At 44.6% G+C, this 26,813-nt stretch carries 21 protein-coding genes, 3 pseudogenes and 1 riboswitch; of the genes and pseudogenes, 8 read left to right on the plus strand and 16 right to left on the minus strand.

Annotation, left to right across the window (positions count from 1 at the left end; all coding sequences use genetic code 11):
* Nucleotides 1–16 precede the first annotated feature (16 nt).
* Nucleotides 17–1,227, plus strand: a pseudogene (locus tag BQ4305_RS02135) (dicarboxylate/amino acid:cation symporter).
* Between the two features lie 236 nt (nucleotides 1,228–1,463).
* Here BQ4305_RS02135 and BQ4305_RS21210 read toward each other — a convergent pair.
* Entirely contained in the window at nucleotides 1,464–1,634 is a 171-nt protein-coding gene (locus BQ4305_RS21210; protein ID WP_199880513.1) for a hypothetical protein, read from the minus strand.
* A 142-nt stretch (nucleotides 1,635–1,776) separates the two neighbouring features.
* Between BQ4305_RS21210 and BQ4305_RS02140 the strand changes: the two genes are divergently transcribed.
* Nucleotides 1,777–2,715, plus strand: coding sequence for an SDR family oxidoreductase (locus BQ4305_RS02140; RefSeq protein ID WP_110926249.1), 939 nt, complete (start codon nucleotides 1,777–1,779; stop codon nucleotides 2,713–2,715).
* Nucleotides 2,716–3,060: 345 nt separating this feature from the next.
* Here the strand turns inward: BQ4305_RS02140 and BQ4305_RS02145 are convergent, their stop codons facing one another.
* From BQ4305_RS02145 to BQ4305_RS02170, 6 genes are all read right to left on the minus strand, one after another.
* Nucleotides 3,061–4,380, minus strand: a complete 1,320-nt coding sequence (locus BQ4305_RS02145) for a GntP family permease (protein WP_110926250.1) — start codon at nucleotides 4,378–4,380, stop codon at nucleotides 3,061–3,063.
* Between the two features lie 39 nt (nucleotides 4,381–4,419).
* Nucleotides 4,420–5,700, minus strand: coding sequence for a histidinol dehydrogenase (gene hisD / locus BQ4305_RS02150; RefSeq protein ID WP_110926251.1), 1,281 nt, complete (start codon nucleotides 5,698–5,700; stop codon nucleotides 4,420–4,422).
* Between the two features lie 190 nt (nucleotides 5,701–5,890).
* Nucleotides 5,891–6,877, minus strand: coding sequence for a LacI family DNA-binding transcriptional regulator (locus tag BQ4305_RS02155; protein WP_110926252.1), 987 nt, complete (start codon nucleotides 6,875–6,877; stop codon nucleotides 5,891–5,893).
* Between the two features lie 263 nt (nucleotides 6,878–7,140).
* Nucleotides 7,141–7,902: a class II aldolase/adducin family protein gene (locus tag BQ4305_RS02160; protein WP_110926253.1), complete on the minus strand. Its 762-nt coding sequence runs from the start codon at nucleotides 7,900–7,902 to the stop codon at nucleotides 7,141–7,143.
* A 557-nt stretch (nucleotides 7,903–8,459) separates the two neighbouring features.
* Nucleotides 8,460–9,887, minus strand: a complete 1,428-nt coding sequence (locus BQ4305_RS02165; RefSeq protein WP_110926254.1) for an alanine/glycine:cation symporter family protein — start codon at nucleotides 9,885–9,887, stop codon at nucleotides 8,460–8,462.
* Nucleotides 9,888–10,205: 318 nt separating this feature from the next.
* On the minus strand, nucleotides 10,206–11,156 hold the full coding sequence (locus BQ4305_RS02170) for an acetamidase/formamidase family protein (protein ID WP_110926365.1): 951 nt from the start codon (nucleotides 11,154–11,156) through the stop codon (nucleotides 10,206–10,208).
* A gap of 147 nt (nucleotides 11,157–11,303) precedes the next feature.
* On the opposite strand from BQ4305_RS02170, the gene BQ4305_RS02175 reads away from it, so the two are divergent.
* Nucleotides 11,304–11,546 carry a hypothetical protein gene (locus tag BQ4305_RS02175; RefSeq protein ID WP_110926255.1) on the plus strand — a complete coding sequence of 81 codons (243 nt, stop codon included), beginning with the start codon at nucleotides 11,304–11,306 and terminating at the stop codon, nucleotides 11,544–11,546.
* Between the two features lie 206 nt (nucleotides 11,547–11,752).
* Here BQ4305_RS02175 and BQ4305_RS02185 read toward each other — a convergent pair whose 3' ends face one another.
* Entirely contained in the window at nucleotides 11,753–12,289 is a 537-nt protein-coding gene (locus tag BQ4305_RS02185; RefSeq protein WP_110926256.1) for a DUF2975 domain-containing protein, read from the minus strand.
* 784 nt (nucleotides 12,290–13,073) lie between these two features.
* Here BQ4305_RS02185 and BQ4305_RS02190 point away from each other — a divergent pair.
* On the plus strand, nucleotides 13,074–13,592 hold the full coding sequence (locus BQ4305_RS02190; RefSeq protein ID WP_110926366.1) for a spermidine/spermine N(1)-acetyltransferase: 519 nt from the start codon (nucleotides 13,074–13,076) through the stop codon (nucleotides 13,590–13,592).
* Nucleotides 13,593–13,658: 66 nt separating this feature from the next.
* Here the strand turns inward: BQ4305_RS02190 and BQ4305_RS02195 are convergent, their stop codons facing one another.
* A complete protein-coding gene (locus BQ4305_RS02195) occupies nucleotides 13,659–15,122 on the minus strand; it encodes a protein adenylyltransferase SelO (protein ID WP_110926257.1) in 1,464 nt (487 codons plus the stop codon).
* A 249-nt stretch (nucleotides 15,123–15,371) separates the two neighbouring features.
* On the opposite strand from BQ4305_RS02195, the pseudogene BQ4305_RS22170 reads away from it, so the two are divergent.
* Together BQ4305_RS22170 and BQ4305_RS22175 are read left to right on the plus strand one after the other, a co-directional pair.
* A pseudogene (locus tag BQ4305_RS22170) lies at nucleotides 15,372–16,490 on the plus strand (PDC sensor domain-containing protein); the annotation flags it as partial.
* A 384-nt stretch (nucleotides 16,491–16,874) separates the two neighbouring features.
* Nucleotides 16,875–17,435 (plus strand): annotated as a pseudogene (locus tag BQ4305_RS22175) (methyl-accepting chemotaxis protein); the annotation flags it as partial.
* Between the two features lie 481 nt (nucleotides 17,436–17,916).
* On the opposite strand, the gene BQ4305_RS02205 reads toward BQ4305_RS22175, so the two are convergent.
* The 4 genes from BQ4305_RS02205 to BQ4305_RS02220 are packed head-to-tail and all read right to left on the minus strand — an operon-like array spanning nucleotide 17,917 to nucleotide 21,758.
* Nucleotides 17,917–19,125, minus strand: coding sequence for a M20 family metallopeptidase (locus tag BQ4305_RS02205; RefSeq protein WP_110926259.1), 1,209 nt, complete (start codon nucleotides 19,123–19,125; stop codon nucleotides 17,917–17,919).
* Nucleotides 19,126–19,181: 56 nt separating this feature from the next.
* A complete protein-coding gene (locus BQ4305_RS02210; RefSeq protein ID WP_110926260.1) occupies nucleotides 19,182–20,051 on the minus strand; it encodes a MetQ/NlpA family ABC transporter substrate-binding protein in 870 nt (289 codons plus the stop codon).
* Between the two features lie 20 nt (nucleotides 20,052–20,071).
* On the minus strand, nucleotides 20,072–20,722 hold the full coding sequence (locus BQ4305_RS02215; RefSeq protein ID WP_110926367.1) for a methionine ABC transporter permease: 651 nt from the start codon (nucleotides 20,720–20,722) through the stop codon (nucleotides 20,072–20,074).
* 13 nt (nucleotides 20,723–20,735) lie between these two features.
* On the minus strand, nucleotides 20,736–21,758 hold the full coding sequence (locus BQ4305_RS02220; protein WP_110926261.1) for a methionine ABC transporter ATP-binding protein: 1,023 nt from the start codon (nucleotides 21,756–21,758) through the stop codon (nucleotides 20,736–20,738).
* Between the two features lie 171 nt (nucleotides 21,759–21,929).
* Nucleotides 21,930–22,041, minus strand: a riboswitch (SAM riboswitch).
* A 210-nt stretch (nucleotides 22,042–22,251) separates the two neighbouring features.
* Between BQ4305_RS02220 and BQ4305_RS02225 the strand changes: the two genes are divergently transcribed.
* Nucleotides 22,252–22,713, plus strand: a complete 462-nt coding sequence (locus BQ4305_RS02225; protein WP_110926262.1) for a hypothetical protein — start codon at nucleotides 22,252–22,254, stop codon at nucleotides 22,711–22,713.
* 110 nt (nucleotides 22,714–22,823) lie between these two features.
* Here the strand turns inward: BQ4305_RS02225 and BQ4305_RS02230 are convergent, their stop codons facing one another.
* Nucleotides 22,824–23,621 carry a YhfC family intramembrane metalloprotease gene (locus BQ4305_RS02230; RefSeq protein WP_199880514.1) on the minus strand — a complete coding sequence of 266 codons (798 nt, stop codon included), beginning with the start codon at nucleotides 23,619–23,621 and terminating at the stop codon, nucleotides 22,824–22,826.
* A gap of 209 nt (nucleotides 23,622–23,830) precedes the next feature.
* Here BQ4305_RS02230 and blaOXA point away from each other — a divergent pair, with 209 nt between their 5' ends.
* The gene (gene blaOXA, locus BQ4305_RS02235) at nucleotides 23,831–24,643 is read left to right on the plus strand and encodes a class D beta-lactamase (RefSeq protein ID WP_110926368.1); all 813 of its coding nucleotides are present in this window, start codon (nucleotides 23,831–23,833) and stop codon (nucleotides 24,641–24,643) included.
* A gap of 67 nt (nucleotides 24,644–24,710) precedes the next feature.
* Here blaOXA and BQ4305_RS02240 read toward each other — a convergent pair whose 3' ends face one another.
* Both BQ4305_RS02240 and BQ4305_RS02245 read right to left on the minus strand, forming a co-directional pair.
* Nucleotides 24,711–26,039: an IS3 family transposase gene (locus BQ4305_RS02240; protein WP_110926264.1), complete on the minus strand. Its 1,329-nt coding sequence runs from the start codon at nucleotides 26,037–26,039 to the stop codon at nucleotides 24,711–24,713.
* 129 nt (nucleotides 26,040–26,168) lie between these two features.
* Nucleotides 26,169–26,690, minus strand: a complete 522-nt coding sequence (locus BQ4305_RS02245) for a YehS family protein (RefSeq protein WP_110926265.1) — start codon at nucleotides 26,688–26,690, stop codon at nucleotides 26,169–26,171.
* Nucleotides 26,691–26,813 lie beyond the last annotated feature (123 nt).

Genomic DNA, 26,813 nt, shown 5'->3' on the forward strand with positions numbered 1-26,813 from the left:
ATATGAAAAAATCGGATTGTTATCTCAAATCCCGATCGGGTTCCTGCTGGCCGTCCTTCTTGGGGCCCTGTTCGGGGAAAAAATGTCCATCGTTCAGCCATTGGGCGATTTATTTCTCCGGCTGATTAAATTTATTGTCGTTCCATTAGTGCTCGCTTCCCTGATTACCGGGATTACCAGCTTGAACAGCGTCAGCAGGCTGCTGAGCATGGGGGGACGGACGATTTCTATTTTATGGGCACCACTCTGGCTGCTGTCATCATTGGACTCGTCGTCGGATACGCAATCTCTCCCGGAAAAGGCGTGGATATCAGTATCCCTCAGGAACAGACAGAACAAACCGAGATCCCGAGCGTAGCGGAAACCATCCTGAATATTGTCCCGGTCAATCCTTTTGAGTCGTTAAGCACCGGCAATATCCTTCAGATTATTTTCATAGCCATAGCAATCGGGATTGCGATTACTTCCGTCGGGGAAAAAGCCAAGCCCTTGGCCGGCCTTTTTGATGCTTTAGCTGCTGTTATGTATAAAATCACGAATGTAATCATGAAGTTCGCTCCTATTGGTGTTTTCGGCATCTTAGCTCCGATTGTCGGCCAATATGGTCTTGCCGTCCTTCTTCCGCTGCTGAAAGTGATCCTTGCCGTCATTATTGCCTGTGTGTTTCAGCTCTTGGTCACCTATTCTCTCGCCGTCCGGTTCCTCGGTAAGATGAGCCCGCTCGTTTTCTTGAAGGGAATTGCACCGGCGGGAATTTTCGCTTTCACAACCGCAAGCAGCTCAGCAACCCTGCCGATTTCGATTCGAAATGCGGAAGATCAGTTGGGAGTATCGAAAGAAGTCAGCTCCTTCGTCCTGCCGCTCGGATCGACAATCAATATGGACGGGGCGGCGATCTACCAAGGGATTGCAGTAATTTTCATTGCTCAATTCTTCGATATTTCGCTGTCATTCACACAGATTATTACCGTGATGTTCATGGCTGTTCTCGTCTCCATCGGGGCAGCCGGCGTACCGGGAGCCGGGCTGATTATGCTCACAATGGTTCTTCAGTCCGTCAATCTGCCGCTGGAAGGAATCGCCCTTGTCGCTGCCATTGACCGGATTCTGGACATGTTCCGAACCAGCCTTAACGTAATTGGCGATGCTTCCGCTGCAGTTGTCATCCAAAGGCGGGAAGAGGCATTAAAGGGAATCAAGACGGACAGCAAAAGTCTGCAATCCTGACAGCTATATTGACAAACTGAGGCTGAAAAGCAGTATATTGGGTTAGAATGACAGGGAAAAATCTAAGGTAAGACGGCAGGCTCAAGCTTTCCTCCAGGAAGGGCCTCTGAAATGGAAATCCGTGCTGCCTAAGCAAAAATATCAAATTTCTCTTTGGGAATTTGATATTTTTTATGTCCCAGCTTCTTGATCTGTTCAGGAAACCTTTCCTCCCCAAAACCAATCATTCTTCCCCATCAAATAATCGGAAATTCCTGCACATATCTCGGATGGCAGTAATAAGGCGGCCGCGGCCCAATAAGCGGAAGCTTGAAAGGCTGTGCATTGTCAGCATACTGCACTTCCACTTTTTCATCAGACTCATTGATCAGTAAATACTTCACTTCCGTATTATAGTAATATTCCATATACATACGCCTCCCGCATTTTCGTATACCGTCAGCCTATGCCGCCCCGTTCTGAAATGCCACAGCCAAAAAAGAAAAACAGGCACCGCCTCCGCCCAGGTTTCATAGGGTGAACGGAAAGACTTACTAAAGGAGGTTCACCATGGCACAGGATGACCAAAAAGAGCAGGGCACACCTTCAGGTCAGGGATATCCGCTATATCCCCACTTTGGGAAAATTACCAAATATGAAGAAGTCCCGCTGACCGTCCCTGAACAGCGGCAGTTTCGTCAGCCAGGGCTTGAAAAACTGATGGTCCCGCCCCCTATTATCGAAAATCCCCATTATAAAGGAAGCGGCAAATTAAAAGGAAAAGTAGCCCTCATCACCGGCGGCGACAGCGGTATCGGGGCTTCAGCTGCCATCGCCTTCGCCAAAGAAGGAGCCGATTTGGCCATCTCCTACTTAGATGAACACGATGATGCAAACCGGACAAAGGCAAGAATTGAAGAACTCGGACAGCGCTGTCTCTTAATGCCAGGAGATGTCAGGGATAAGCAGCACTGCATTGATATCGTGCATCAAACCGTTCAAATCTATGGAAAATTAGATGTGCTTTGCAATAATGTCGGCATCCAGTTCCAGCAGCTGAGCCTATTGGATATTTCGGATGAACAATTCGATGACACGTTCAAAGTCAATATTTATTCCCACTTCTATACCACCAGGGCGGCGCTTCCTTACTTAAAACCAGGCAGTTCGATCATCAACACCGCTTCTGTTGTCACCTTCGCCGGGTATAAACAATTGATCGATTATACAGCAACAAAAGGAGCCATCATCGGATTCACCAGAGCCCTGGCCAATAACCTTGCCGGTCAAGGGATTCGCGTGAACGCCGTTGCCCCCGGGCGAGTATGGACCCCGCTTATCCCGGCAAGCTTTTCCGCTGATGAAGTAGTGCTGGCCAACAATGCGATGAATCGGCAGGGCCAGCCATTCGAACTGGCTCCTACCTATGTATATCTCGCTTCAGATGATTCACGATTCGCAACAGGGCAGACGCTTCATGTGAACGGCGGAGAATGGACTTCTTCTTAATATAAATCCCAGTATTTTACTATTTTTATATAAAGTTAGAAAGACATTTGTTTATGAAACATTTCTATCTAAAAAAGGATTGCCCGCAGGCAATCCTTTTTTAGATAGAAATGAAAAAGAGCAGTAATAGTCCAGTACTATTACCACCCTTAGTAAGCAGCTATGGTCATGGCAATGGCTTCAGCAGAGCTTCCGACTCACCGACATGATATAGAATATCTTTGTTAAAAATATATCAAAAAAATATTAACTTGGCAATCATTTTTAAGAGAAAAATCAGATAAAATACTCTTTTGTGAGAATTCTCCAGATTAAAAATGAAAGAAAACGCTTTCTATGATTCCGTTAAATTCCTAATCCAATAGAGAAGAGGATTACGGCCAGAACGACCGTGACTAGCGGAACCACAACAGTCATCGCACCAAATGCCGGGTAGGCATCTTTATGGGTTTCACCGGCAATGGAGCGGATCGTGGTCACGGCATATCCCCCATGCGGCAAGGAATCCAGTGTTCCCGATGAAAGCGAAACGGTTCGGTGAAGCGCTTCGGCATTCACGCCCATATCCAAGTAATGCGGAGCGAGGATCGGCAGAGCAATAGACTGGCCTCCGGATGAAGAACCGGTTAATCCGGCAATAACCATGACGGCCAAGGCGCCGCCGATTAAAGGATACCCTGGGATGTTCGTCATAAAATCCACGGCACTGTTAAAAGCAGGCGTAATTTTAGCCACGCCGCCAAACCCCACGACAGCAGCCGTATTTCCGATAGCGATCAAGGCGCCGATCGTTCCTTCCCCCACCGCATCCCAGAAATTCCTGAAGTACTTTCTGTTCAGAATCCAAGTCGCAATGATTCCTCCGAGCAACGCAAGAATCAAGGCGGACTGGGCAAGTGATTCATGGAAGATGAAGGCGATTACAAGAACAACGAGCAAAGGGATAAGGCTTAGAATCGGATGAGGCAGATTCTTTCTTACCTCTCTGTGGTCGGAATCCCTTTCCACGAAATGTTCCCCTTTCTTGACGGCTCTCCGGATCATTTTCATGAGCCACCAATAGCCCAAAATCAGCATGAACACAGAAGTGATTAGGCTTACTTCCCATCCCGCGTACGGACTTGTTCCCAAAAACGGAATCGGAATCCAGTTCTGAATCTCAGGAGAACCGGCAGATGTCATTGTAAAAGTGGTCGATCCGAATGCGAGTGCCGCCGGAATAAACCTTCTCGGCAGATTCGCCTCTTTAAATAAACTGACAGCCATTGGATAGACAGCGAAAGCGACAACAAACAGGCTGACTCCTCCATACGTCAGTACAGCACAGGCAAGAACGATGGCCAGCACAGCATGCTTCATGCCGATTTTCGTTACGATCCAGTGGGAAACACTGTCCGCCGCCCCGCTGTCCTCCATTACTTTTCCAAAAATGGCTCCTGCCAGGAACATCAAATACCAGGAAGTGATGAAGCCTGAAAAACCATTCATATACCCAGTGATGAAATCCGTCTCCCCTTTAGCAGCAAACTGGGAGAACAGGGGGACTCCGTTCAGCACCGCTACAAACAGCGCTGAAATCGGAGCCACAATCAATAGGTTCATTCCTTTCATGACGAGAACGGTCAGCAAAACCAGACCGCCTATGAGACCCAACATTCCGATCATTCAAGTCACCTGCCCTTTTCTATATATCTAAACCTGTTCTTACTTATTTCCATACTTGCGGACCCGCAGCAGCGCCTGCTCTGCATGGCCTGCGAAGTTTTCCAGCTGGCACAGTCTTGCTGCATATTCCCCAATATAAGCACTTTGTTCCTTAGAGGTAACCTTCTGATAAGTGACCGTTTTCAGGAACTTTCCAACCCAAAGTCCGCCTGTATATCTGGCAGCTCCTTTTGTCGGCAATGTATGGTTCGTCCCGATGACTTTATCCCCGTAAGCTACATTTGTTTCAGGCCCTAAGAACAGGCACCCGTAATTCGTCATGTTTTCCAAGAAGAAATCCGGGTTCTTTGTCAGAATTTCCACATGCTCGAACGCCAGGCGGTCTGCTTCTTTCAGCGCTTCCTGTTCGTCTTCCACCAAGATGATCTGTCCGTAATCTGCCCATGATACGCGGGCCACATCGGCTGTAGGCAGAATGGTCAGCTGTCTTTCAATTTCCTTAACCGTTGCTTCCGCCACTTCTTTAGAAGTTGTAATTAAGGCACCCGGTGATGTCGGTCCATGTTCACCCTGCCCGAGGATATCTGTCGCAATCATCTCCGGATCGCTCGTTTCATCTGCCACAACCAATGTTTCTGTCGGTCCTGCAAATAAGTCAATCCCTACACGGCCGTATAATTGGCGCTTCGTTTCCGCAACAAAGGCATTTCCCGGTCCGACAATCATATCCACAGGGTCGATGGTTTCAGTACCGATCGCCATTCCGGCCATCGCCTGAATTCCGCCGAGAATATAAATTTCATCTGCTCCCGCTTTATGCATCGCGTACACGGTTGCTGCCGGAATTTCTCCATTAATTGGCGGCGTACAGGCAATCACTCTCTTTACTCCCGCTACTTTAGCCGTTAAGACACTCATATGTGCCGATGCAACCATTGGGTAGCGCCCTCCCGGAATATAGCAGCCGACACTGTTCACCGGAATATTTTTATGGCCAAGAATGACTCCCGGCATCGTCTCTACTTCAATATCCTGCATGGACTTTCTTTGTTCTTCCGCGAAACGTCTGATATTATCCTGAGCAAATGCGATATCCTCTCTTGTCTGTTCCGGGATGGAATCACAGATTTCCTTGATTTGCTCTTCAGTCAGACGGAAGCTCTCCGGGCTCCATTTATCAAATTTCTCTGATAGTTCCCGGATGGCCTTGTCTCCCTCATTCTCAATCTGCTTAATGGTCGAGCTGACAATCTCTGAAATTTTCGCATCGTCTTTTTGGATATCCTCTGCCACTTTGCCCTGTTTTAAAAAAGTTGCCATATTCACTCTCTCCCTTAATTAAATAACTGTTTTTTCTGATAATTGAATACGTATGCAAATAAAAGGATACTCCTTCATATGAAACTAGAACACTATGAAAATTCCTTTTTGCATACGTATGCAAACTCATTGCTTACTAAAAAATATATAGTAAGCGATTTCATTTGTCAATAAAAAGAGAATTTTCTGATTAAGTACTAGTTTTCCGGTGGATGAAATGACCTTTCAATTTTACGGTTTGAGGACCGTCGTTCTCCTGTTTTGCCGTTAATAGCTGAATGGTTTCATCGACCATTTCCTCCATCGGCTGCGCCCATGTGGACAGGCCATAATTCGGCCAGGAGGACATTTTGATATCATCAAACCCTATGACAATGGTTTCCGCCGGTACAGAAATGCCGCCTTCTTTTAAAGCATCAAGCGCTCCCAGTGCCGTTATGTCATTGGCTCCAAAAACCGCATCAGGCTTTCTTCCGCCGGCTATGAATTTTTTTGTGAGCTGAAAAGAAGTTTCATAGGTATAATCACCCTCCAGCACCGTTACTTCAATTCCCTTATCCTGAAGATATTCTGTAAAACCCTTTTGCCTGTCCCGGCTTGTCGATGTATTGATTTTCCCCGTGACAAACACAATATCCCTGCAGCCTTTTCCATACAGATACGCAGCAATCTCCTTGGCAGCATTCCGGTTGTCACAGCAGACCGAATTGCATTGCAGTTCCTTATCATAACGGTTGAACAGCGTAACGGGTATGGCATTGTTTTGAAGTTTCGCCACAACTTTGGAGGAAAGCAGGGCATCTGTAACAATGATCGCCTCTACGTTATACTCTAAAAAATGGTTGATTTCCTCCTGCTGGATCTCTTCATTCTCTGTGTAGACAAATAACACCGAGTACCCCTTCGCCTTCAGCTTCTTCGTAAACAGACCGAGCACTTCATGATAAAAGGGGTTCTGAATATCCTTCATGGCGAGTCCCACCATATTGGTCTTTTTCGTAATCAGGCTTCTCGCCAATGCGTTAGGCTGGTAATTCAGCTCCTCCGCCACCTTCATAACCCGCTTTCTTGTCTTTTCCGAAACACTGGCTCCCGGTGTAAAAACACGTGACACCGTGGATTGGGACACCTTCGCCACTCTGGCGACATCCATTGCTGATACGGGGTTCTTTCCCATCCTCCATCATTCTCCTACTCTTTCAATATCGTTCAGTCCGTGCTGCCTTTATTTTAAAGGTATCCGGAACAGGATGCCAGAGCCTGGCAAAAATTTACCCGTATTTTCCGATGATCCTCTGAACCGCCGTTCTTATTCCCCCATCAGCCCTTCATAAAACAGTAAAAGCTCATCCGGCTACCGGATAAGCTTTCTGGTGCTTTCATATGTATGAGATAGCGTTTGACCAGCCATCATTCTATCGATGTGCGGATATCCCCATTTTACAGCAGCAAATCAGGTTCTTCCTTAACAATTTTGTTCCACAACGGCTGGAAACTCAGCCATCCTTCATATTCCGTTCCTGTCTGTTCGGCAGCAATTAACGCGCTTTCCTCGTCAATTAATATCGGCTTTTGGACAGACTCTGCCAAGATTTGTGACTGGCACAGCCTCTCCATCGTGATAAACCACCAGGCCGCTGAATCTACGGACTGTCCGACAGTCAGAAGACCGTGGCTCTGGAGAATAAGAGCTTTATATTGGCCTAATGTTTGGGCGATCCGCTTTCCTTCATCTGTTTCATAGACGACCCCCGTATAATCGTTAAAGACGGCATGATCCTTATAAAATTGACAGGCATCTTGTGTAATCGGGTCCAGCAATCTCCCAAAAGTGGACCATGTCTTCCCATATAAAGAATGGGCATGGGCGGCAGCGATTACGTCAGGCCTGGCCTTATGAATTTCCGAATGAATGGCAAAGGCCGCTCCATTTAAGGATTTTTCCCCTTCCACGATTTCCCCTCTGTCGTTCACCAGAATCAGATTTGAAACAGTAATCTCGCTGAAGTGTTTCCCATAGGGATTCACCCAAAAATGGTCTGTATATTCCGGATCACGCACCGTAATATGGCCTGCCACACCTTCACTAAACCCAAACTTAGCAAAAATACGGAAAGCTCCGGCCAGTCTTTCCTTTCTATGCTTCCGTTCTGCTTCTGCATTTTCAAAGACTTCAGGACGTAAATATGTAACAGTAGACATACACACTTCTCCCCTTTTTACTAGATTTGTTTCCCATTTCGCCGTTCGACTCCTTTGGTGAGAGAAACAGTTCATCCTAATTCCGAATTTTCAGACTTCAATCCCAACAGAGAATGGACCTTTCGTCCAGACAATCTTATGTAGAGAAAAAAACACAGCACTCACGGAGCAGGATTCGTATCCAACGATCATCTTATATTATTTATACTTCCTAACAAACGCTTTGTCATGATAATTGTCAGACTATCTCACACACTATTTAGGCTCCTCCTGTTCATTTTCCTTACTGAAAAACAACAGCCGTCCGGACTTGCCCGAACGGCTTCTTGCTGAATTTTATATCCCGCTAAAATGGATCACTTCTTCTAGCGGTTCACGTTCAGATTGATTTTAGATTGACCTGCTGCTCCCATCTGTAAACCCAAACAATCAAGGCCGGGACCGGCACAGAAATTCCGCCGTCTGGGACAAGAAGCTTTTATCCATACATTAGCCTAATCCTCCCATTCGACCCAAGAAAAAAGCAGCGGATCTCTAATATCCGCTGACCTTATGATTTATGAATTCTTTGATTGGTTTGTCTGGTCAGCTGGATTTCCCCAGCACTCCACATTCTTCAATCCTTTAATATTGTTCACATGGAATACCGGATTCTTCCCGCTCTTCTTCTGCTTTTGGTAATCGGCCAACGCTGCAAAAGCTATTTTTCCGAGCAAGGCAATCGCAATCAAGTTAATGATCGCCATTAAGCCCATCAGCAAATCAGCCAGGCTCCACACAAAGTTAAGAGAGGCAAGTGAACCGAATACAACCATACCGACTACCAATACCCGATAGATATTCAGCCAGATTTTACGATCATTAATAAAACCAATGTTCGATTCCCCGTAATAATAATTTCCGACAATCGAGCTAAAGGCAAATAACAGAACGATGAAAGTAAGAAAAATTCCGGCCCATGATCCTACGCTCGCTTCAAGTGCATTCTGCGTCAGAATAATGCCATCCGATTCATTAGACGTATAAAGTCCAGAAAATAAAACGATGAAAGCGGTCGAGCTGCAGATTACTAGCGTATCCACGAATACACCGAACGCCTGAATCAGTCCCTGTTTAACCGGGTGGCTCACTTCTGCTGTTGCACCAGCATTTGGCGCACTACCCATACCTGCTTCATTGGAAAACAAGCCGCGCTTGATTCCGTTCATCATGGCCGCTCCAAGTGCTCCGCCTGCCAATTGTCTTAAATCATTAAAAGCACTTTCAAAAATTAAAGCCAGCACGCCTGGAAGTTCTGGAATATGCATAATGATGACAATAAGAGCGACGATTACGTAAGCACCAGCCATAATCGGAACAATCACTTCAGATACTTTCGCAATCCGTTTGATTCCGCCGAAAATGATCACGGCTGTGACAATGGCCAAGACAAGCGCAATTATCCATTTTTCAATGCCAAAGGATTCACTGAAAGCACTTGTAATTGTATTAGCCTGTACGGAGTTGAAGGCAAGGCCGAATGTCAGCGAAATCAGTACGGCAAATGTGATTCCCATCCAGCGGGCATTCAATGCTTTTTCCATATAATAGGCCGGGCCGCCGCGATATGTATCCCCGTCCTTCACCTTATAAATCTGAGCAAGCGTGCTCTCGATAAAAGCAGATGCCGATCCAATCAGGGCGATCAGCCACATCCAGAATACCGCACCCGGGCCGCCTGCAGTGATGGCAATCGCTACGCCCGCGAGGTTCCCTGTACCAACCCGTGAAGCCGTACTGATACAAAAGGCCTGGAAAGAAGATACACCTTTTTTATCGCCGGAAGCTCCTTCACCGAGCAGGCGGAACATTTCACCAATCATTCGGAATTGGACAAATTTCGTTCGAAAAGTAAAATAAAGGCCAAGTCCAATCAGCAAAATAATCAGTAAGTATGACCATAAGATGTCATTCGTCCCACTGACAAAATTTTCTAAAATCTTCATGTAATGTAAAACCTGCCTCTCTGCTTCATGTTTCTAAGAAGATGGAATGAATACTAGACGTTATTCAATACCCATCCAGTCAGCAATCTACTCTATGTAAGTCCATAGAAAAAAGGGAGATCCAGACTGAACCTCCTTTTCTTCTTATTATATACTAGAAAACCCATTTTTTCATTGACGAAAATACAGCTAACGTCAGAATACCTGACATAAATATATTTCTGATTATTCGTAATAAAAAGTAAATAATATTCTGATTAGTTTCCGTCTCCATAAATAGATCTGAACCCTTATAGGGCTCTCGCTGTTTATGGCTCTTTAACGTTTTGAGGAAAAATTCGCATCATGAGGCAAGATGGCGTGAACACCCTTCACCCGGTTTACCACTTGGGTAATCCTGAGATCGGCATAGACGCTTGCCAGTGCAGCGGCTTCTGTCTTTTCCACTCCATATTTCTCCTGGATCAGCTCGACTATTCCCTCCAGAGCGGCAGCTGCAGCCAAGTTCAAGTCTTCATGAAAGCCAAAAGTGATCCAGCCAGTCGGGGTATTGGCCCGCGGCATTTTCAGCTGGAGGTCTTCCTTGACTGTGAGAGTCAGATTAACAAGATCAAAAGGTGATTCAATCGCCTGGCCTGAAACTTCCCCATCCCCCTGGGCAGCATGTCCGTCACCAGCTGAAAAAAGGGCCCCTTCTGCGGCAATCGGCAAATACAATGTGCTTCCTTCGACCAGTTCCTTACAGTCGATATTCCCGCCGCAATACCGGGGCGGAATCGTTGAATGAACTCCCGGCTCTGCCGGTGCATTGCTCATCAACCCTAAGAACGGGCGAAGCGGTACGGAGAATACTTGCCCGCGAATCTTCGTCTTCACCATTTGCTTTTCGTCATCTACAAGCCAGTCAAGCTTGACTTGCGGCACCTCTGAAATCCCCAGAACATGATTCTGCCAGCTATTTTTGCCGCCAGCACAATTCCAGCCGTACCAGCCTGTTTTCAGCTGATTGATTTTCACTTCAAGGGTCATGCCCGGTTTAGCACCTTCCACGTAAAAAGGACCGACAATCGGATGCCCCCACTCTTTTTCCTTCTCTCTCGATTCGTAGTTCACTTTCTTCCCGTTTTTATAAGAATACCCCCAGCCGATATCAATCGTCATAAACTCAATCGAATCGCCTGAGCTCACTGTTTGGATCGGCTCATACTCCTTGCTGAATGATGCATGCAGATGCTCGTTCCCGGTTTTAATTTTATGCGTTTCCGCCATGGACATCCCTTCTCTCCGTTTATTTATTCCTAGTATACCAATAAAACCCAATCTGTATAATCCTTTAGTCTCTTAAATAATTCGAATTTTTGGTACTATTATGATAAAACAGTGTGGAATTGATATCTTCTAATTGGAGAGTGAAAAATGGAAAACAGTCCAAAGGAAAAAATGCCATTATATAAAAAAATGATGATAGCACTCATCCTTCTTACAGGAAGTTTTTCTTTATTTTATCAAGATTTTTTTCATGTATTTTTCTTTGTGACGGGGCTAAGCTGCTTTATACAAGGGATTGATTTATACAAAAATCAGTCTCGCAAATACGGGTTGATTCAGATGCTACTAGGCGTGATTGTATTTATCATTATAGCAGTAAAAATAAGATAGGCACTTTGGCCATGAACACTGGAGATACCGTTCACGTAAGTCTATGGCTATATACCGGTTTTTCTTTCATATTCAAGTATATACCTGTTTTTAGTATCGACAAGTTTGCTTAGGTAATCCCAACTTTTTCTACTAACACTTTTGAAGAAATTTTTCTTTCTAACATTACTCGGTCCAGATTTGCTTTTATCATTAGGAACTCCCACTTAAATCACCTTGTTGGAATCATCTTGCAAAGATATTCCGTATTTAAAAACCACATAAAGTGTATAAACGATGGCTAATAGAAGAATGTTTCCCATTAAACTCGGACTGGAATTTGAAAAAATAGAACTGACATTGTAAGCGTGCAGTTTTGCGAAGAATAGCTGACTAATAAACTGCAAAACAGTAAAGCTCGTAAACGCGATTAAAATTAGTTTAAGATACATAAGATTTTGAGAAACAAAGAAATCCTGTACATAAATATTCCCGATCATTTTATGCAGAGCAAACATAATAATAAACAAACAAGCAATGATGGCAAGCGCAACTAAACAGGAAAGCACGAAAAACCATATGGATGGGTTAGTGTTTGAGTTTAAATCTGCATACTGCAATAATTGCTTTTTGGCTCCGTTCGGAACTAACAATAAAGCTCCAGCCGCAAATAGCAGTATTAATCCGGCAAACGCACATAAAAATTGAGCAAGCAGAGACGTAATGGATAAAAATTTCAAAACAGCCTTGGTAAAAAGATTCATTAGATGTAACCCCCTTTTTCATCAACTTACAATTATTTACTTTTTATTATAAACAATAAATAATTATTGTAAAACGATAATTTGTAAGTATAGGTATGTTTAAGATTGAAGAAATGTTAATTGAGTGGAAACAATATTTCAAACTCAAAAGCCGGAAAACGTCTCGGTGACAAAATCCCTTCTAAAATAAACAAAAATACAGGCCTTGTAAAATAACAAGAAAGAACTTCCAGGAAGATGCGGTAACGTTATTAAATGGATGGGAGCGGAGGGCGACTCCTGGGGGAACAGCACGAGGGAGAGACCTTGGCTCGAGCCGTGCCCCCGGAAAGCGTCCCTGAAACGGAAATCCATTTGCAGAAAACAAAATAGGGACCAAGATTGAAACAGGAATTCATATACTAACAGGAAAGAAGCGGTCACATTATCGAATGGATGGGAGTGGAGGGGCGACTCCTGGGGGAACAGCACGAGGGAGAGACCTTGGCTCGAGCCGTGTCCCCGGAAAGCGTCCCTGAAACGGAAATCCATTCAGCAGAAAACAAAATAGGGATCAAAATTGAAACAGGAATTCGATACTAACAGGGAAGAATCTTCAGGAACAAACAATCACATTATAGAATGGATGGGAGTGGAGGGGCGACTCCTGGGGGAACAGCACGAGGGAGAGACCTTGGCTCGAGCCGTGTCCCCGGAAAGCGTCCCTGAAACGGAAATCCATTCAGCAGAAATAAGTAAAGATACTATGAAATCTGAGAAATCGCACAATAAGGAGGAACCAAACTTGAACGTACATATAAAAAAAGGCATACTTGAAGATTTACTCATTCTTCAAGAAATTAGCCGCGAAACCTTTAACGAGACCTTCCAACACCAGAATTCCGCTGAAAATATGAAAGCCTATTTAGAAAAGGCCTTCCATCCATCACAATTGGAAAAGGAATTATCCGATCCTTCATCCCAATTCTTTTTTGTCTATACGGATCATGAAATCGCTGGATACTTAAAAGTCAATGTAGATGATGCTCAATCTGAAGAAATGGGCGGTGAGTCACTCGAAGTCGAAAGGATTTATATAAAGAGTGCATTTCAAAAAGCCGGAATTGGCAGATACCTTCTGAATAAAGCGATGGAACTGGCAAAAGAACAAAATAAAAAGACCATCTGGTTAGGGGTATGGGAAAAGAATGAAAAGGCCATTGCTTTTTACAAAAAAATGGGCTTTATTCCTGCCGGTGCCCACTCTTTCTATATGGGGGATGAAGAACAGACCGACTTCATTATGACTAAATCCCTTTCTTAAGGTTCCGGCGACATAAAAGGCTCAAGGGCATTATCCCCCTTGAGCCTTTGTCTTGACCTCTTCTTCTCATGTCCCGCAGTATGTCTTATACACACATTCAGACGGGTCCGGAAGTGCGGCATATTCCTTCTGTTTTTCGGAGTGTTCATATGGATGGGAAAGAACAGCGAGCAGGTCCTCCATCACTTGGAAATCCCCTTTGCCTGCAGCAGCCAGCGCTTCCTCGACCCGATGGTTTCTCGGAATGACGGCCGGATTGCTGTTTCTCATCAATTCTTTCGCGTCCTCGCCGGAGTGTTCCTCCCTGTTCAACCGCTCCTGCCACTTCTGACGCCAGGCGGTGAATGCTTCATCGCCGGACAGATTCGCATTCTCGAGCTGATCAAACGTCAGGCCAATAAACGTATTCGTGTAATCGGCCCGATGCTTCTGCATCAAATCGAGAAGCTCTTTGATCAGGGTTTCATCTTCCTTTTCTTCTTTCGCTAATCCAAGCTTTGCGCGCATTCCGTTCAGCCAGTGTTGGGTGAATAGCTGACTGAATGCTGAAATCTCTTTTTCTGCAAGCCCGACTGCCTGCTCCTGATCTTCATCAAGCAGCGGCACCATCGTTTCAGCAAACCGGGCCAAATTCCATACCGCCATATACGGCTGGTTTCCATAAGCATAGCGGCCCTGTGTATCAATCGAGCTGAATACGGTCGCCGGGTCGAATGTATCCATGAAAGCGCATGGTCCATAATCGATTGTTTCCCCGCTGATGGTCATGTTATCAGTATTCATGACCCCGTGGATAAAGCCAACGAGCTGCCACCTGGCAATCAGGGCTGCCTGACGGCTGATCACGGCCCGCAGGAAAGAAACGTACCGGTTTTCCTCCGCTTCCAATTCAGGGTAATGGCGCTTAATCGCATAATCCGCCAATGCTTTATGGTCTTCCGGATTCGTGAACTTAGCCGCATACTGAAAGGTTCCGACACGCAGATGACTGTCCGCCACCCGGGTCAGAATTGCCCCCGGCAGAGCGGTTTCGCGGTAGACCGGTTCACCGGTTGTCACCACTGCAAGGCTCCTAGTTGTCGGGATGCCGAGTGCATGCATCGCCTCACTGATGATATATTCCCGCAGCATCGGTCCAAGGACTGCCCGGCCGTCTCCTCCGCGGGAAAAAGCCGTCCGCCCTGATCCCTTCAGCTGAATATCCAGCCGCTTTCCATCTGGAGTAATCTGTTCGCCAAGCAGCATCGCCCGGCCGTCCCCAAGCATCGTGAAATGACCGAATTGGTGACCCGCATACGCCTGGGCCAAAGGCAATGCCCCATCTGGAATCCCGTTTCCGGACAGCAGAGCTGCCCCTTCGTCCCCATTCAATTCCTCTCCGCTCAGTCCGAGTGACTCCGCCAGCGAATCATTGAAAACAGCCATCTGCGGTGACTGAACCGGATTGGGGTCCATCTTTGAATAAAAGGCCTGCGGCAGACGGGCATAACTATTGTCTAAGTTCCATCCTTCTTTATAATGATCTGTCATGGAATCTCCTCTTCTTCAATTATTTGTTCCCGAATTCATCCATCGAAACGTTCTTTGGTTATTATACCCTTCCTTCACAAAAAGACGCTTCAAATTCACCTTAGATCAAGCTACAAATGATTCAATTCATCAAAACGGCACGATTTTTATACTGTTCTTTATTAATATAAAACAGACTAAACCGATATATAAATAGTGCCTTAGAACGGTCACAGAACTTTACACACAAGAGAGGAGCCTCCTACTACAATGGAAAGAAAACGAGAGAAAAAAGCGAGAAGAATATCCTTGCGGACCAAATGGATTTTCTATATCTGTACAACAGTCTTTCTTGCGTTAGCTGCAACCGTTATTTTTAATTACATAACGATTAACGGCATTCTAAAAGACGATACATTGGATACCAATAAAAGCAATGCAAAACATATTTCGTCACAAATTGGCTTGAATCTTGATAACTACAAGCATTCGATCGAACAGCTTGCCAATATTGTCACAGATGAAGTCAAAAACGATCGAAAAGCACCGGTGGACAGCTTATTAAAGGCTGTTAAAGCAGAAGATAACCGGCTGATGTCTGTCTATTATATGGACTTCAATACCGGAAAGCTGCATATCTCCCCTTATATGGATTACAAATCCGACGTTCGGGATACAAGGACTTATAAGGAATTATCAAAAGAACCGGCTACTCGCTGGATGGATGTCTATCAGGATACTACTACGAAAAAGATTATGACCTCCGTCATCACCCCCATCATGGTGAATGACAAAATGGTCGGGGCCCTGGGATATGACATCGATTTATCCACAATCGGAGAAGCCCGTGAACAGATTGAAGGACATTCTGACAGCAAGATCGTCATTTTAGATCCGCACGGATTCGTCGTCAGCTCCTTTATTAAAGACGCCGACGGCAAAAACTTAAATCCGGCTGCCAGCGGTTCGGTCGATGGCGTTGAAGATGTCATCGAAGATAAAGCGAAATTCGAGTCAAGCTTCGGATGGGTCAGCGATTTATATAAAAATAATGATATGACCGCACATGACCTGACATGGGACGGGAACGAATATTCCGGCCAAATCACAGCCATTCCTGAAGCAGACTGGAAGGTCATCTCCTTTTCGCCTAAAGAAGTGTTAGCCGATAAAACCGACCAGGTCATGCAGACCAGCCTTTGGGCAATCCTGATCGGATTATTGATCGGATTAGCTGCCGCCTACTATTTAGCCGGTTCGATTAAAAAGATCTTCGCCAATCTTCAGGGCGTTCTGTCTAAAACAGCCAAAGGCGATCTGATGACACCATTTACAGTCAAGACCAACGATGAGATCGGTGACCTTTCCGACAGCTATAATGACATGCTGAAAAACATGAGGGGCTTAGTCTCACAAGTAAACGGCAAAGTCGTCCATGTGAATGATTCCACTGCCAGACTTTCAGAAATTGCGAGTGAGAACAGCAAGGCCATCACTGAGGTTTCCAAATCAGTCGAAGAAATTGCCGTTGGAGCGACCAATCAGTCAGAAGGAATGGAGCAGGGCGCTAACTCCATCCACAAGCTGAGCCAGGAAATTGAAACATTAAACGGACAGTCCCAGCATATCAATTTAGTCATCAATGCTTCTTCTGAACAGTTAGACGGAGGAAAGCAACAGGTAGAGGGCTTGAAAACCTCTTATCAGGAACTTGAATCCTCTTTCGAACAAGTGACAGAAATGGTTCGCACACTTAATAATAAGTCCATGTCCATTTCTAAAGTCACGCAGGTCATTTCCCAAATCGCCGAACAAACCAATCTGCTGGCGCTCAATGCATCCATTGAAGCCGCAAGAGCCGGGGAACATGGAAAAGGGTTTGCTGTCGTAGCCGATGAAGTGCGGACACTCGCCGAGGAGTCCAAAAAAGCAAGTCTCAATATCCATAACACGATTACCAGCATTTTAGACGATACCAATCAGCTGGTAAATGTTATGAACGATACAAATACAATCAGTCAAAACCAAAAATCAGCTGTAACCAATGTAGATGACTCCTTTGCTAAAATAGCGGAGTCCCTTCAAAAGATCCAAAGCTCTCTAGAAGAAGAAGCAACATCGATTTCCCAAATCGATCAGCAGAAAAATGTCGTGGTGGAAATGATCGAGAATGTTTCCGCTGTTTCCCAGCAAACTTCAGCCTCATCTGAAGAAATTGCCGCAGCAATGGAAGAGCAGTCGGCTTCATCCAATGAAATGAGCCAGCATATGGCCGACCTGTCCAGACTCATCGAAGAACTGTCCGATGAGATGAAAGAATTTAAAATAAAATAATGCGCAAGAAAAAAGCAGTTCTTAATTATAGATTTCTCTAATTGTTAAAAGTAACATGCTAAATGGAAGGTATGAATCCGATATTCAGGTCGGCTCATATCTTCCATTTTTATTTATATAAAATAATTTACTCATTAAACTCTTCATATGAGCGCAAACATTCCCCGACATATATTTCGTACTTTTTTGCAAAAAAAATCGAGTTTTCTTGAATTACCCAGATTTAAACTTCAGCTTTTCGTTCCCTTCTCCTCCATTTTATTATTAAATACACCTTAATTTTTCCTTATAATATATTCTCATGGTCCTACGCTTAAACCGGTCGCCGAATTCAGCCGTACAAAAGGCTAATGCACCCCAAAAGACAACTTTCCTTCTGCCTTTTGGGGTGCATTATATAGAATGGATTTCTGTTTTTGGCTATTAGATTTCTAATCTTTGGACCTTATCCAGGGACAGCCTTTACAACCCCGATGATCGTTCACCTACTAGTTTCTTGGCTTTTTTTAAAAGTTGCCTTCACTTCTGCCAAAAGGTCAGAATCCGAAAGCAGACGATAACCGGTCAGGGCAAGTGCCTTAGCCCCAGTCAAAAGTGCTTTGTTTCCTTCTGCTGATTTAGCGCATTCACGGAACTCATTGGTATGGGCGACTAAATCATCTGGCCCGATTTTGATATAAGGGTGGGCGGTCGGCACCACATGGCTCACGTTTCCTGCATCTGTTGAGCCGTAGCCGCTTTCTTTCCTAGGAGCTACGTTTTCCCCTAATTGGGTCAGCTCTTCCTTTACGATTTCATCAAGGACAGGATTGATGACGAAATCGAGCACTTCATTTTGGAAACGATCCACTTTTACAGTGCATCCTGTTGCTAATGCAGCACCCTCCGCTACTTTGCGGATTTTGTCAGACACTTGCTCGCACAGCTTCCAAGTGTTGGCCCTGATATAAAACCTGGCAGATGCATAGTCAGGAATGATATTTGGCGCTTCCCCTCCATGAGTGATGATTCCGTGAATTTTCACTTCAGCCGGGAGCTGCTGACGAAGAGCGCTTATTCCATTAAAGAATTGGATGACCGCATCCAGTGCATTTATGCCTTCTTCCGGTGCAGCTGCCGCATGGGCAGATTTCCCATGGAAATGAAAATCGAGCGGGTCGACTGCCAGGAATGGACTCGTGATGCCTGTTTGACCGGCAGGATGGATAAGGATCGCCGCATCCACTTCATCGAACAAACCGTGTTTAACAAAGCTGCCTTTGGCACTGCCGTTCGGTCCGCCTTCTTCAGCGGGAGTCCCGAAAACAATGACTTCTCCTCCTGTATCTTCCAGCACTTGAGCGAGCGAAATTCCCGCTGCTACACTCGTTGTGCCGATGATATTATGTCCGCAGGCATGGCCCAGTCCCGGCAAGGCATCATATTCAGCAAGAAAAGCCATTTTTGGTCCTGGTTTAGCAGACGCTTTTCTGGCAACAAAGCCTGTTTTGTGTCCGGCTATATCACGGGTCACATCAAATCCCGAATCCTCCAATATTTTCGTCAGCGTATCAGAGGCAAAGAATTCCTGATTTCCGATTTCTGGACGCGCATGGATGCTTTGGCTCGTTTCAATGTACAGCTCTGAATGAAGGTCAATATGCTTTTTGATAATCTGCTGATGCGTCTCTTTCACTAGTTCATTCCCCATGATCATCTCTCCCTTTCTTTTAAAAAACGGCCGGGGTGTAATCCCCCGGCACATGATTATTCTGACTTCGCAGGCACTGTCCAGGCATCTTGATAGTTCAAGAGCTCATCCACTGTGACATAGGCAGGAATTGTGTTTCCTTTAAATGTTTTTTTAATGAAGTCTTCTACTTTTTTCGATTGATAAAGTTCTACCAGCTTTTGAAGTTCAGGACGATCAGCATCTCCCTTTTTCACAGCTATGATATTGATATACGGTTTTGCCGTTTCGCTTTCATGGAATAACGCATCTTCCAATGTAAGGCCGGCTTCCACTGCAAAGTTATTGTTGATGATGGAAGCATCTGCATCATCCATTAGGCGCGGTGTATTCCCGGCAGCCACTGGCTGGATTTTTAATTTTTTTGGATTTTGATCAATGATTTCAAGAGAACCTGAACCATTGAATTCTTTTTTCAATGTGATAAGACCAGCTTCTTGCAGCAAAAGTAAAGCCCGTCCGAAGTTCGTCGCTTCATTTGGAACCGCAATAGAAGCACCTTCCGGAAGTTCTTCCAGCTTTTTATATTTTTTAGAGTAAATCCCCATTGGAGCAATAACAGTCGCGCCGATTGCTTCTAATTTCAGGTTCTGGTCGTTTACCATTTCATCAAAGTAGGCAATCGTCTGGAAAGAGTTCGCATCGATTTCTCCTTCATTTAACGCAAGGTTCGGCTGGATGTAATCATTAAATTTCACTAATTCGATATTCAGGCCTTCCTTCTTTGCCAGTTCAGCAATGTATTCCCATGTCCTTGTATCCCCGCTGCTCACGCCGACTTTCACTGTTTTGTTATCTGAACCGCCTGATTCCTCTTCTTTATTTCCGCAGGCTGCTGTGACCGCAGCCAATACTAATGCCATAATCAATACAAGTATTCTCTTCATCGTTCTGTTTCCTCCAGTCATTATCTTCTTCTGATTTTTCTTGAAACAAAATTCCCTGTCGATTGCAGGAGCTGAACAATAATCACAAGCGCAGCTACCGTTACAATCATGGTCACTGTATCGAACCGTTGGTACCCGTAAGCCAGCGCCAAGTCCCCGACTCCGCCTGCCCCGACTGCCCCCGCCATTGCGGTAGAACCGACAAGACCGATGGTTGCCGTGGTAAAGGTAAGGATTAACGAGCTAAGGCCTTCGGGAATGAGAAACCGGTAAATGATCTGCCAGTTAGTCGCCCCCATTGCCTGGGCTGCCTCCACAATCCCTTTATCCACTTCAAGCAGAGAGTTTTCCACCAGGCGGGCAATATAAGGAGCCGCGTAGAAGATCAGCGGCACAATCGCTGCATTCGTACCGATTGCCGATCCCACCACGAGTCTCGTGAACGGGATGACCGCAACCAGCAAGATGATGAATGGCACGGAACGTAAAATATTGATAATCGGGTTCAAAATGTTGAAGACCCATTTGTTTTCCATGATGTGACCCTTCCTTGTAATCACAAGCAAGATTCCAAGCGGAAGGCCGATCAAAGCGGAAAAGGCTAAAGAGATGGCAACCATATACAGCGTGTCGCCAAAAGCAGTCAGCAGCTGATCAGCGGTGATTTCCATTCCCCAAAGTGTATTATTCATTGATTTTCACCTCCTGCAGCAATACCCCTTTATCCTGTATATACTGACGGGCTTTGGCTATCTCCTCACGCCCGCCTGTCACTTCAATGATCAAATTTCCAAAGGGAGTTTCCTGCACTTCAGAAATATTGGCCGATAATACACTTAGGTGTACATCAAACTGTTTCGAAATAGCGGAAAGCAGCGGATCTCCTGACGTTGTCCCAATAAAATTAATTTTCCAAATTATCGGAACGCGGGAACCCAAGCTTTTCAAGAAACTTTGCGGGATCTCATCATGGATGACCGTCCGTACAAAGTTTTGGGCAATTGGAGTCTGCGGCTTGGCAAATACATCAAATACGGAGCCTTGCTCGACAATATGACCGCCTTCCATTACCGCCACCTTATTGCAGATTTCCCGAATCACTGACATTTCGTGAGTGATCAGCAAAATGGTAATATTGTATTCCTCATTAATCTTCTTCAAAAGCTGGAGCACCGCGCTTGTCGTCTGCGGATCTAAAGCAGATGTCGCTTCATCGCATAAAAGAATGGATGGATTGGTCGCCAATGCTCGTGCAATGCCAATCCGCTGCTTTTGTCCTCCGGACAATTGATCCGGATAGTTTTTAGCCTTGCTCGAAAGACCCACAAACTCCAGAAGTTCACTTACTCTCTTTTGGATTTCTTTGCCAGGAACTCCTGATAAGACGAGGGGCATCGCAATATTGTCAAAAACCGTCTTCGAGTTTAATAGATTAAAATGCTGAAAGATCATCCCGATCTTTTTCTTTTCCGCCCGCAATTCCTTCGGCTTGATCGATGTCAGATCCTTTCCTCCGACAAGGACCCGGCCGCCTGAAGGCCTCTCAAGCAAATTGACCAGCCGGATCAGCGTGCTTTTCCCGGCGCCGCTGTACCCAACAACTCCGAAGATATCTCCCTTTTCAACGGTCATACTGACCCCTTTTAAAGCTTCGACGGTCTGTTTCTTCGTTTCATATACCTTGGTGACTTCCTGAAATTCAATCATCATGAATCCCTCCATGCTGTTCATTTTTCCTATCTGATTTGAGAGAAGGCGTGCGCAGAGATTTTCATTCCAGCCATCAAAAAAGCCTCTTCCGTCATCAGACAGAAGAGGCTTATGTAAGCAATATAAAAAAGAGCAGGCTCTTAATTTAATTATCTCAAAATGAGCTTCTTCTTATCTTTCAAACTTGCGTTCGTTGGATTTAGCACAGTATTTTTACAAAAGTAAAAACCCGCTGCCGAGGTATCATAGGGCCAAGTCCCTCCACTTCTCTCGATAAGAAATAACATATTATTTAATTATGTCCTTCACTATATCGGTTTTATTTTTAAATGTCAACCTTATTCCATATAATTCTCATCAATTTAATGTATTTTATCTAGTTTCGGAATAAACGCTTATAGAAAATAGTCAAAAAGGGAGCATTCTGCCCGGTCTGCATATACTGTATTATTTCTTTTATTCAAAACTTCACTTAAAGGAGATTTTACTATTGGAAACTTCTTGGGCAACCCGTTTTCCCGTCCCGTCCGTATGGGGCATCGACGCCAGCATGGCAGGCCGGCCTCTTATCCGGGGCACGCTTTCCATCCAATCCATTTCAAATAACCGAGTCACGGGAACCGTTAATTTTCGCGGCAATGCCATTCCCATTCAAGGCACCTGGTACGAAAACACCAGACAGATCACGTTCGATTCCCCTTTCGCCTCATTTTCCGGCAGTTTAACCATCTTTGACAGCCCGCAGTCCAGAATCCGGCAGTTCCTCCTCCGGGGACAGTTTCTCATGAAAGCCCCTTCCTTGCAGGCAGGTGAATACGGATCGTGGATTGCCACAACGAATACGACCCTGACGGAAACTCCAACCGAAGGATATTCCATTCCCCAGGAGATGCCTCCAGTCGGAGCCTTCTTAACATCCACGTTGCTTTCCCAGCAAAATGCCGGCCGATAATAAAGGAGGATTCAGAAAGAATAGGAGGATCGATGGAACCGGAAAGCATGCCTGTTTCCTCGATCCTCCTAATCTCTTCTCACAATAAAATGCTTTTTTAAAAGATATAATTACGCTACTCGGCCTTCCTGGAACAGCCGTTTACTTTTCCTGATGAAAACGAAGCAGCCGATAGCGGCAAAAACGATAATTCCTTCGAACAGATAGAGACTGAAGCCTAATTCTTTTAAGAGCAATGGCACAGCATTGACTAAGGCATGAATAGCCATTGCATACAGGACAAACAGAAACGCTTGCTTTCTTTTGATGCCGTACAGGATCAATAAGGACAGCGCAATTTGGATGATAAAGGCTGTCACCCTTTCTATCCCTACCGCCAGATGCAAATAAGAAGCGGTGTTGATAAGCTGTTCTCTTACAGGCTCTAAACTTGAAGCATTTGCTCCGGCACTGTTCAGCAATTGATCGAACGCTCCTGAATTGATCATCAAAGAAGTTCCGATGTTCTGAATGCCGGCAAACCCGCCGATTAATACGGCTTCCACTCCGCCGTGGCCAAGCCCGTATGAAAGGCCATCCTTCCATTCTCTATATGTTTTCAGAAGAAAATAGAAGCCAAGGAACCGTCCGCTCTCTTCAAAAACGGCAGCCGAAAGTCCTCCGTATAAACTGTACAAATAAGGATTGCCCTGCAGCACACCTGATGTTCGTGAATTGAAGGAAAGCCAATAGACAGTAAAGAGACTTCCTAACACCTGAGAAAAAACAATGTAAATTAAAATTCCTATCGCAAAAGGTTTCCAGGACATTTTCTTTTTCACAGTTAAGCAGATTAAACACCCGACCGGCACTAAAACTGCTAAAAGCGCCGAAACAAACATAAAAGCTATTGATTGATTGCTGACCATACTCTCCCACCTATTCTTTTTGAGACCATCAAAAATCCCAAATTCATAGTAAAATTCCAACATATGTGAAGTATATTGAAAGGAAAACCAGCATTCAATGGATTCTGGAAATCTGTCAGCCTATTAATAAATAGCCTTTTTGCTTCATTGAGTTTTGGTACAGCCCATACTAGAATGAACCTGTAAAATCTTGTAAAGGGGTGAGTGGAATAAGAAAGTACATGTACCTTGTTATGCTCCTATTGTGTACAGGCCTATTAGGTTCTGCGGCCCATGCTCAGACACCAGGACAGCCGGTTTCTTCAAAAGAACCGCTCAACAGAAAAACACTGGACGTTTCCGATTATTTCTCAGGCTATAACGGAATGTTTCTTTTACGCGATGTAAAAAAAGGAAAAACCTTTGTCTACAATTCGGATCGGGCCAAGACCAGATTGACCCCGGAATCAACCTTTAAAATCCCAAATGCCTTAATTGGCCTGCAGGTCAAAGCGGTCCGGGATGAATACGATGTCAAACGCTGGGACGGAGTTGTCCGTGAAATCGATGCCTGGAACCGCGATCATACTCTCGGATCGGCCATGCGCGAATCGGCAGTTTGGTATTACCAGACCATGGCCAGAGATATCGGCGAAGAGCGCATGACCGAATGGCTGCAGAAGATTTCCTATGGAAACCGGGACATCAGCGGAGGCATTGACCAGTTTTGGCTCGGAAGTTCGCTCCAAATCAGTCCGCTTGAACAGGCTGACTTTCTCGAAAAGCTGTACAAAGAAGAACTTCCCTTTGACAAACCCGTCATGAAAACGGTCAAACGCATGATGATCCAGGATGAAGGCGATCACTTCACCCTTTACGGAAAAACCGGATCAAACGCAGCAGGAGATCTCGGCTGGTATGTCGGTTTCATTGAAACGGACAAACACGCCTATGTATTCGTCACGAACCTGAACGGGACAGGGGCCGATGCGAAAAAGATTACGGTGGAGATATTGAAGAAAAGCAAAATGATGGCAGAATAAAAGGTAAAAAAGAGCAAGCACCCTACCTAAACTGGTACCTATGTCAAGGACACTATAAAAAAAGAGCTTAAGCAACGAGAAGATGATTCCTGTATTGAATAGGGGTCATCTTTTTTAAGTTCCACTGATATCGATAATTATTATAGTAAACCATATAATGATTGATTTTTGCCTTCAATTCTTTTAACGTTTTAGCCGATTTATAATCCACATCATCTTTTAGATGACCAAAGAATGACTTCTGAGGAGCATTATCCCAACAGTTGCCTTTACGAGACATAGATTGCCTAAGACCATACTTGTTTAATAGCTTTTGATATCTTGGACTAGTGTAATGACTTCCTTGATCTGAGTGAATGAAGGCTTCTGGATGTAGCGTTACTTTCTTGTTGCTCATTAATTTCTGTATCGTCTTAGTTGCGATGTCTAAAGTAATACGATCGGAAACATGATAAGCTAAGATTTCGTTAGTGGAGGCATCTTTTACGGTCGACAAATAAGCCATACAATTTCTGTTATATGGCAAATAGGTAATATCGGTTAATAATACTTTTCCAGGAACTCCTTGCTTGAATTCTCTGTTTAATTTATTTGGCACGACCTGATGTTCCTTAGTTGCTTTAGCGATCTTTTTGTAAGGATTCGATTTTCTATGTGGGCAGACAATTCCATATTTCCTCATGATTCTCTGTATCTTTTTACGACTAAAGATAATGCCATCGTTCTTTTCCAGTATCATTTTTATAGAACGTGACCCTTTCTTATATCCTCGATGATTAAATGCCTTTACTATCATCTTTTTTGCCTCTAGGTCTAATAATTCTCTTGCCTCTCGGCTGCTGGATGCCTTTAAGTAGCTATAATATCCCGAACGAGATACATCTAATAGCTGACAGAAATATGAGGTCATTCCTTTAAAACGATTCTGTTCAATGGTCTCATAAATCAACTGATATACTTTACTCGGGGCTAGATTTTCTCTTCCTTTTAGCAGCCTCCTTTCTGTCACTTCTAGCTTTTTTAATAGTTCTACCTGTCCCTCAAGTAACTTAATTTGTGCTTTTTGTCTTTCGATCACCTCAGAAGGGGTAAGCTCTCGTTTTAATGGTCTGCCAGAACTTACTTTCCTTGAATCTGTAAGTCCAATTACTCCATTTTTTTCATATGCCTTCTTCCACCTGCAAGCTGCTTGTTCTATTCTGCTTTGTCCTATGATCTCAATATTAAAGCCGTTCTCCATAAAAATTTGACGCGGAAGTTTACCAGACAAATACTCATCCATAAATCTATTTTTAAAGGTGTCAGTATAGGTAATTGCCTTTTCACTAACACGTTGAACATTTGGATTCTGTTGAAGTGCTTTGATCTCTTTAGCTGAAAATGTACTCTTACTCATCCTGTCTCACCTCATCTTCATATCTTAAAATTCAAGTATATAAAAAAATACCAGTAGTTAAAACACTCTTTTTTTGAGTGTCTTAACCACTGGTACCATATTATACCCAGGTGCTTGCTCTCTCTTCTATTATCTTTCCCCTCTATACGTAAGAGCCAGTCCTTTTAAAAAGTTCCTTGCGTATTTATCGCCGCATTCCTTATAATTCCGGTGGCCTTCTTTTCTTAAAATCGCGCCAAGTTCCCCTTTTGAGATCTGCACCCCTGCTGTGCCGAGAATATCAATCATCTCCTCAGCCGTTAAGGAAAGGGCAATTTTCACTTTCTTCAGAAGCATATTATTTACACTTTCCGAAGGGTTGGACGGCATCGCCGGCGCTTCCGGCTGGCCAGGTTTCGGTTCCTGCTTCCCTCTTTTGAAAGTAATGAAGCCATTTAAAAAGGAAGCCATCATCCGGTTATTGCATTTCACCCCAGGTTCCTCTTCTTCGTACTCCGCCCCATCGTCATACCGGCCTTTTGTTTTCGTCAGCATCTGCCGGACCTCTTCCCTGCTCACATCCGTGCCGCCAAGTTTAAAGATCTTGACCATATCGTTATCCTTTATATCCATCGCATAACGCAATCGAATTAATATATCGTTATTCTCCATTACGTACCTCCTGTAATCCTGCCGCTCTGAACTTCGCACTAGAGCCGCCCGGCTTTTCCATTAATCCACTTTACCACAATTTTTAAGCCGATGGCGTGTTTTCACACAGGCAAATTCATCTTT

It is taken from the genome of Bacillus massiliglaciei (genome assembly GCF_900098925.1).
GTDB classification, from domain to species: domain Bacteria; phylum Bacillota; class Bacilli; order Bacillales; family DSM-1321; genus Peribacillus; species Peribacillus massiliglaciei.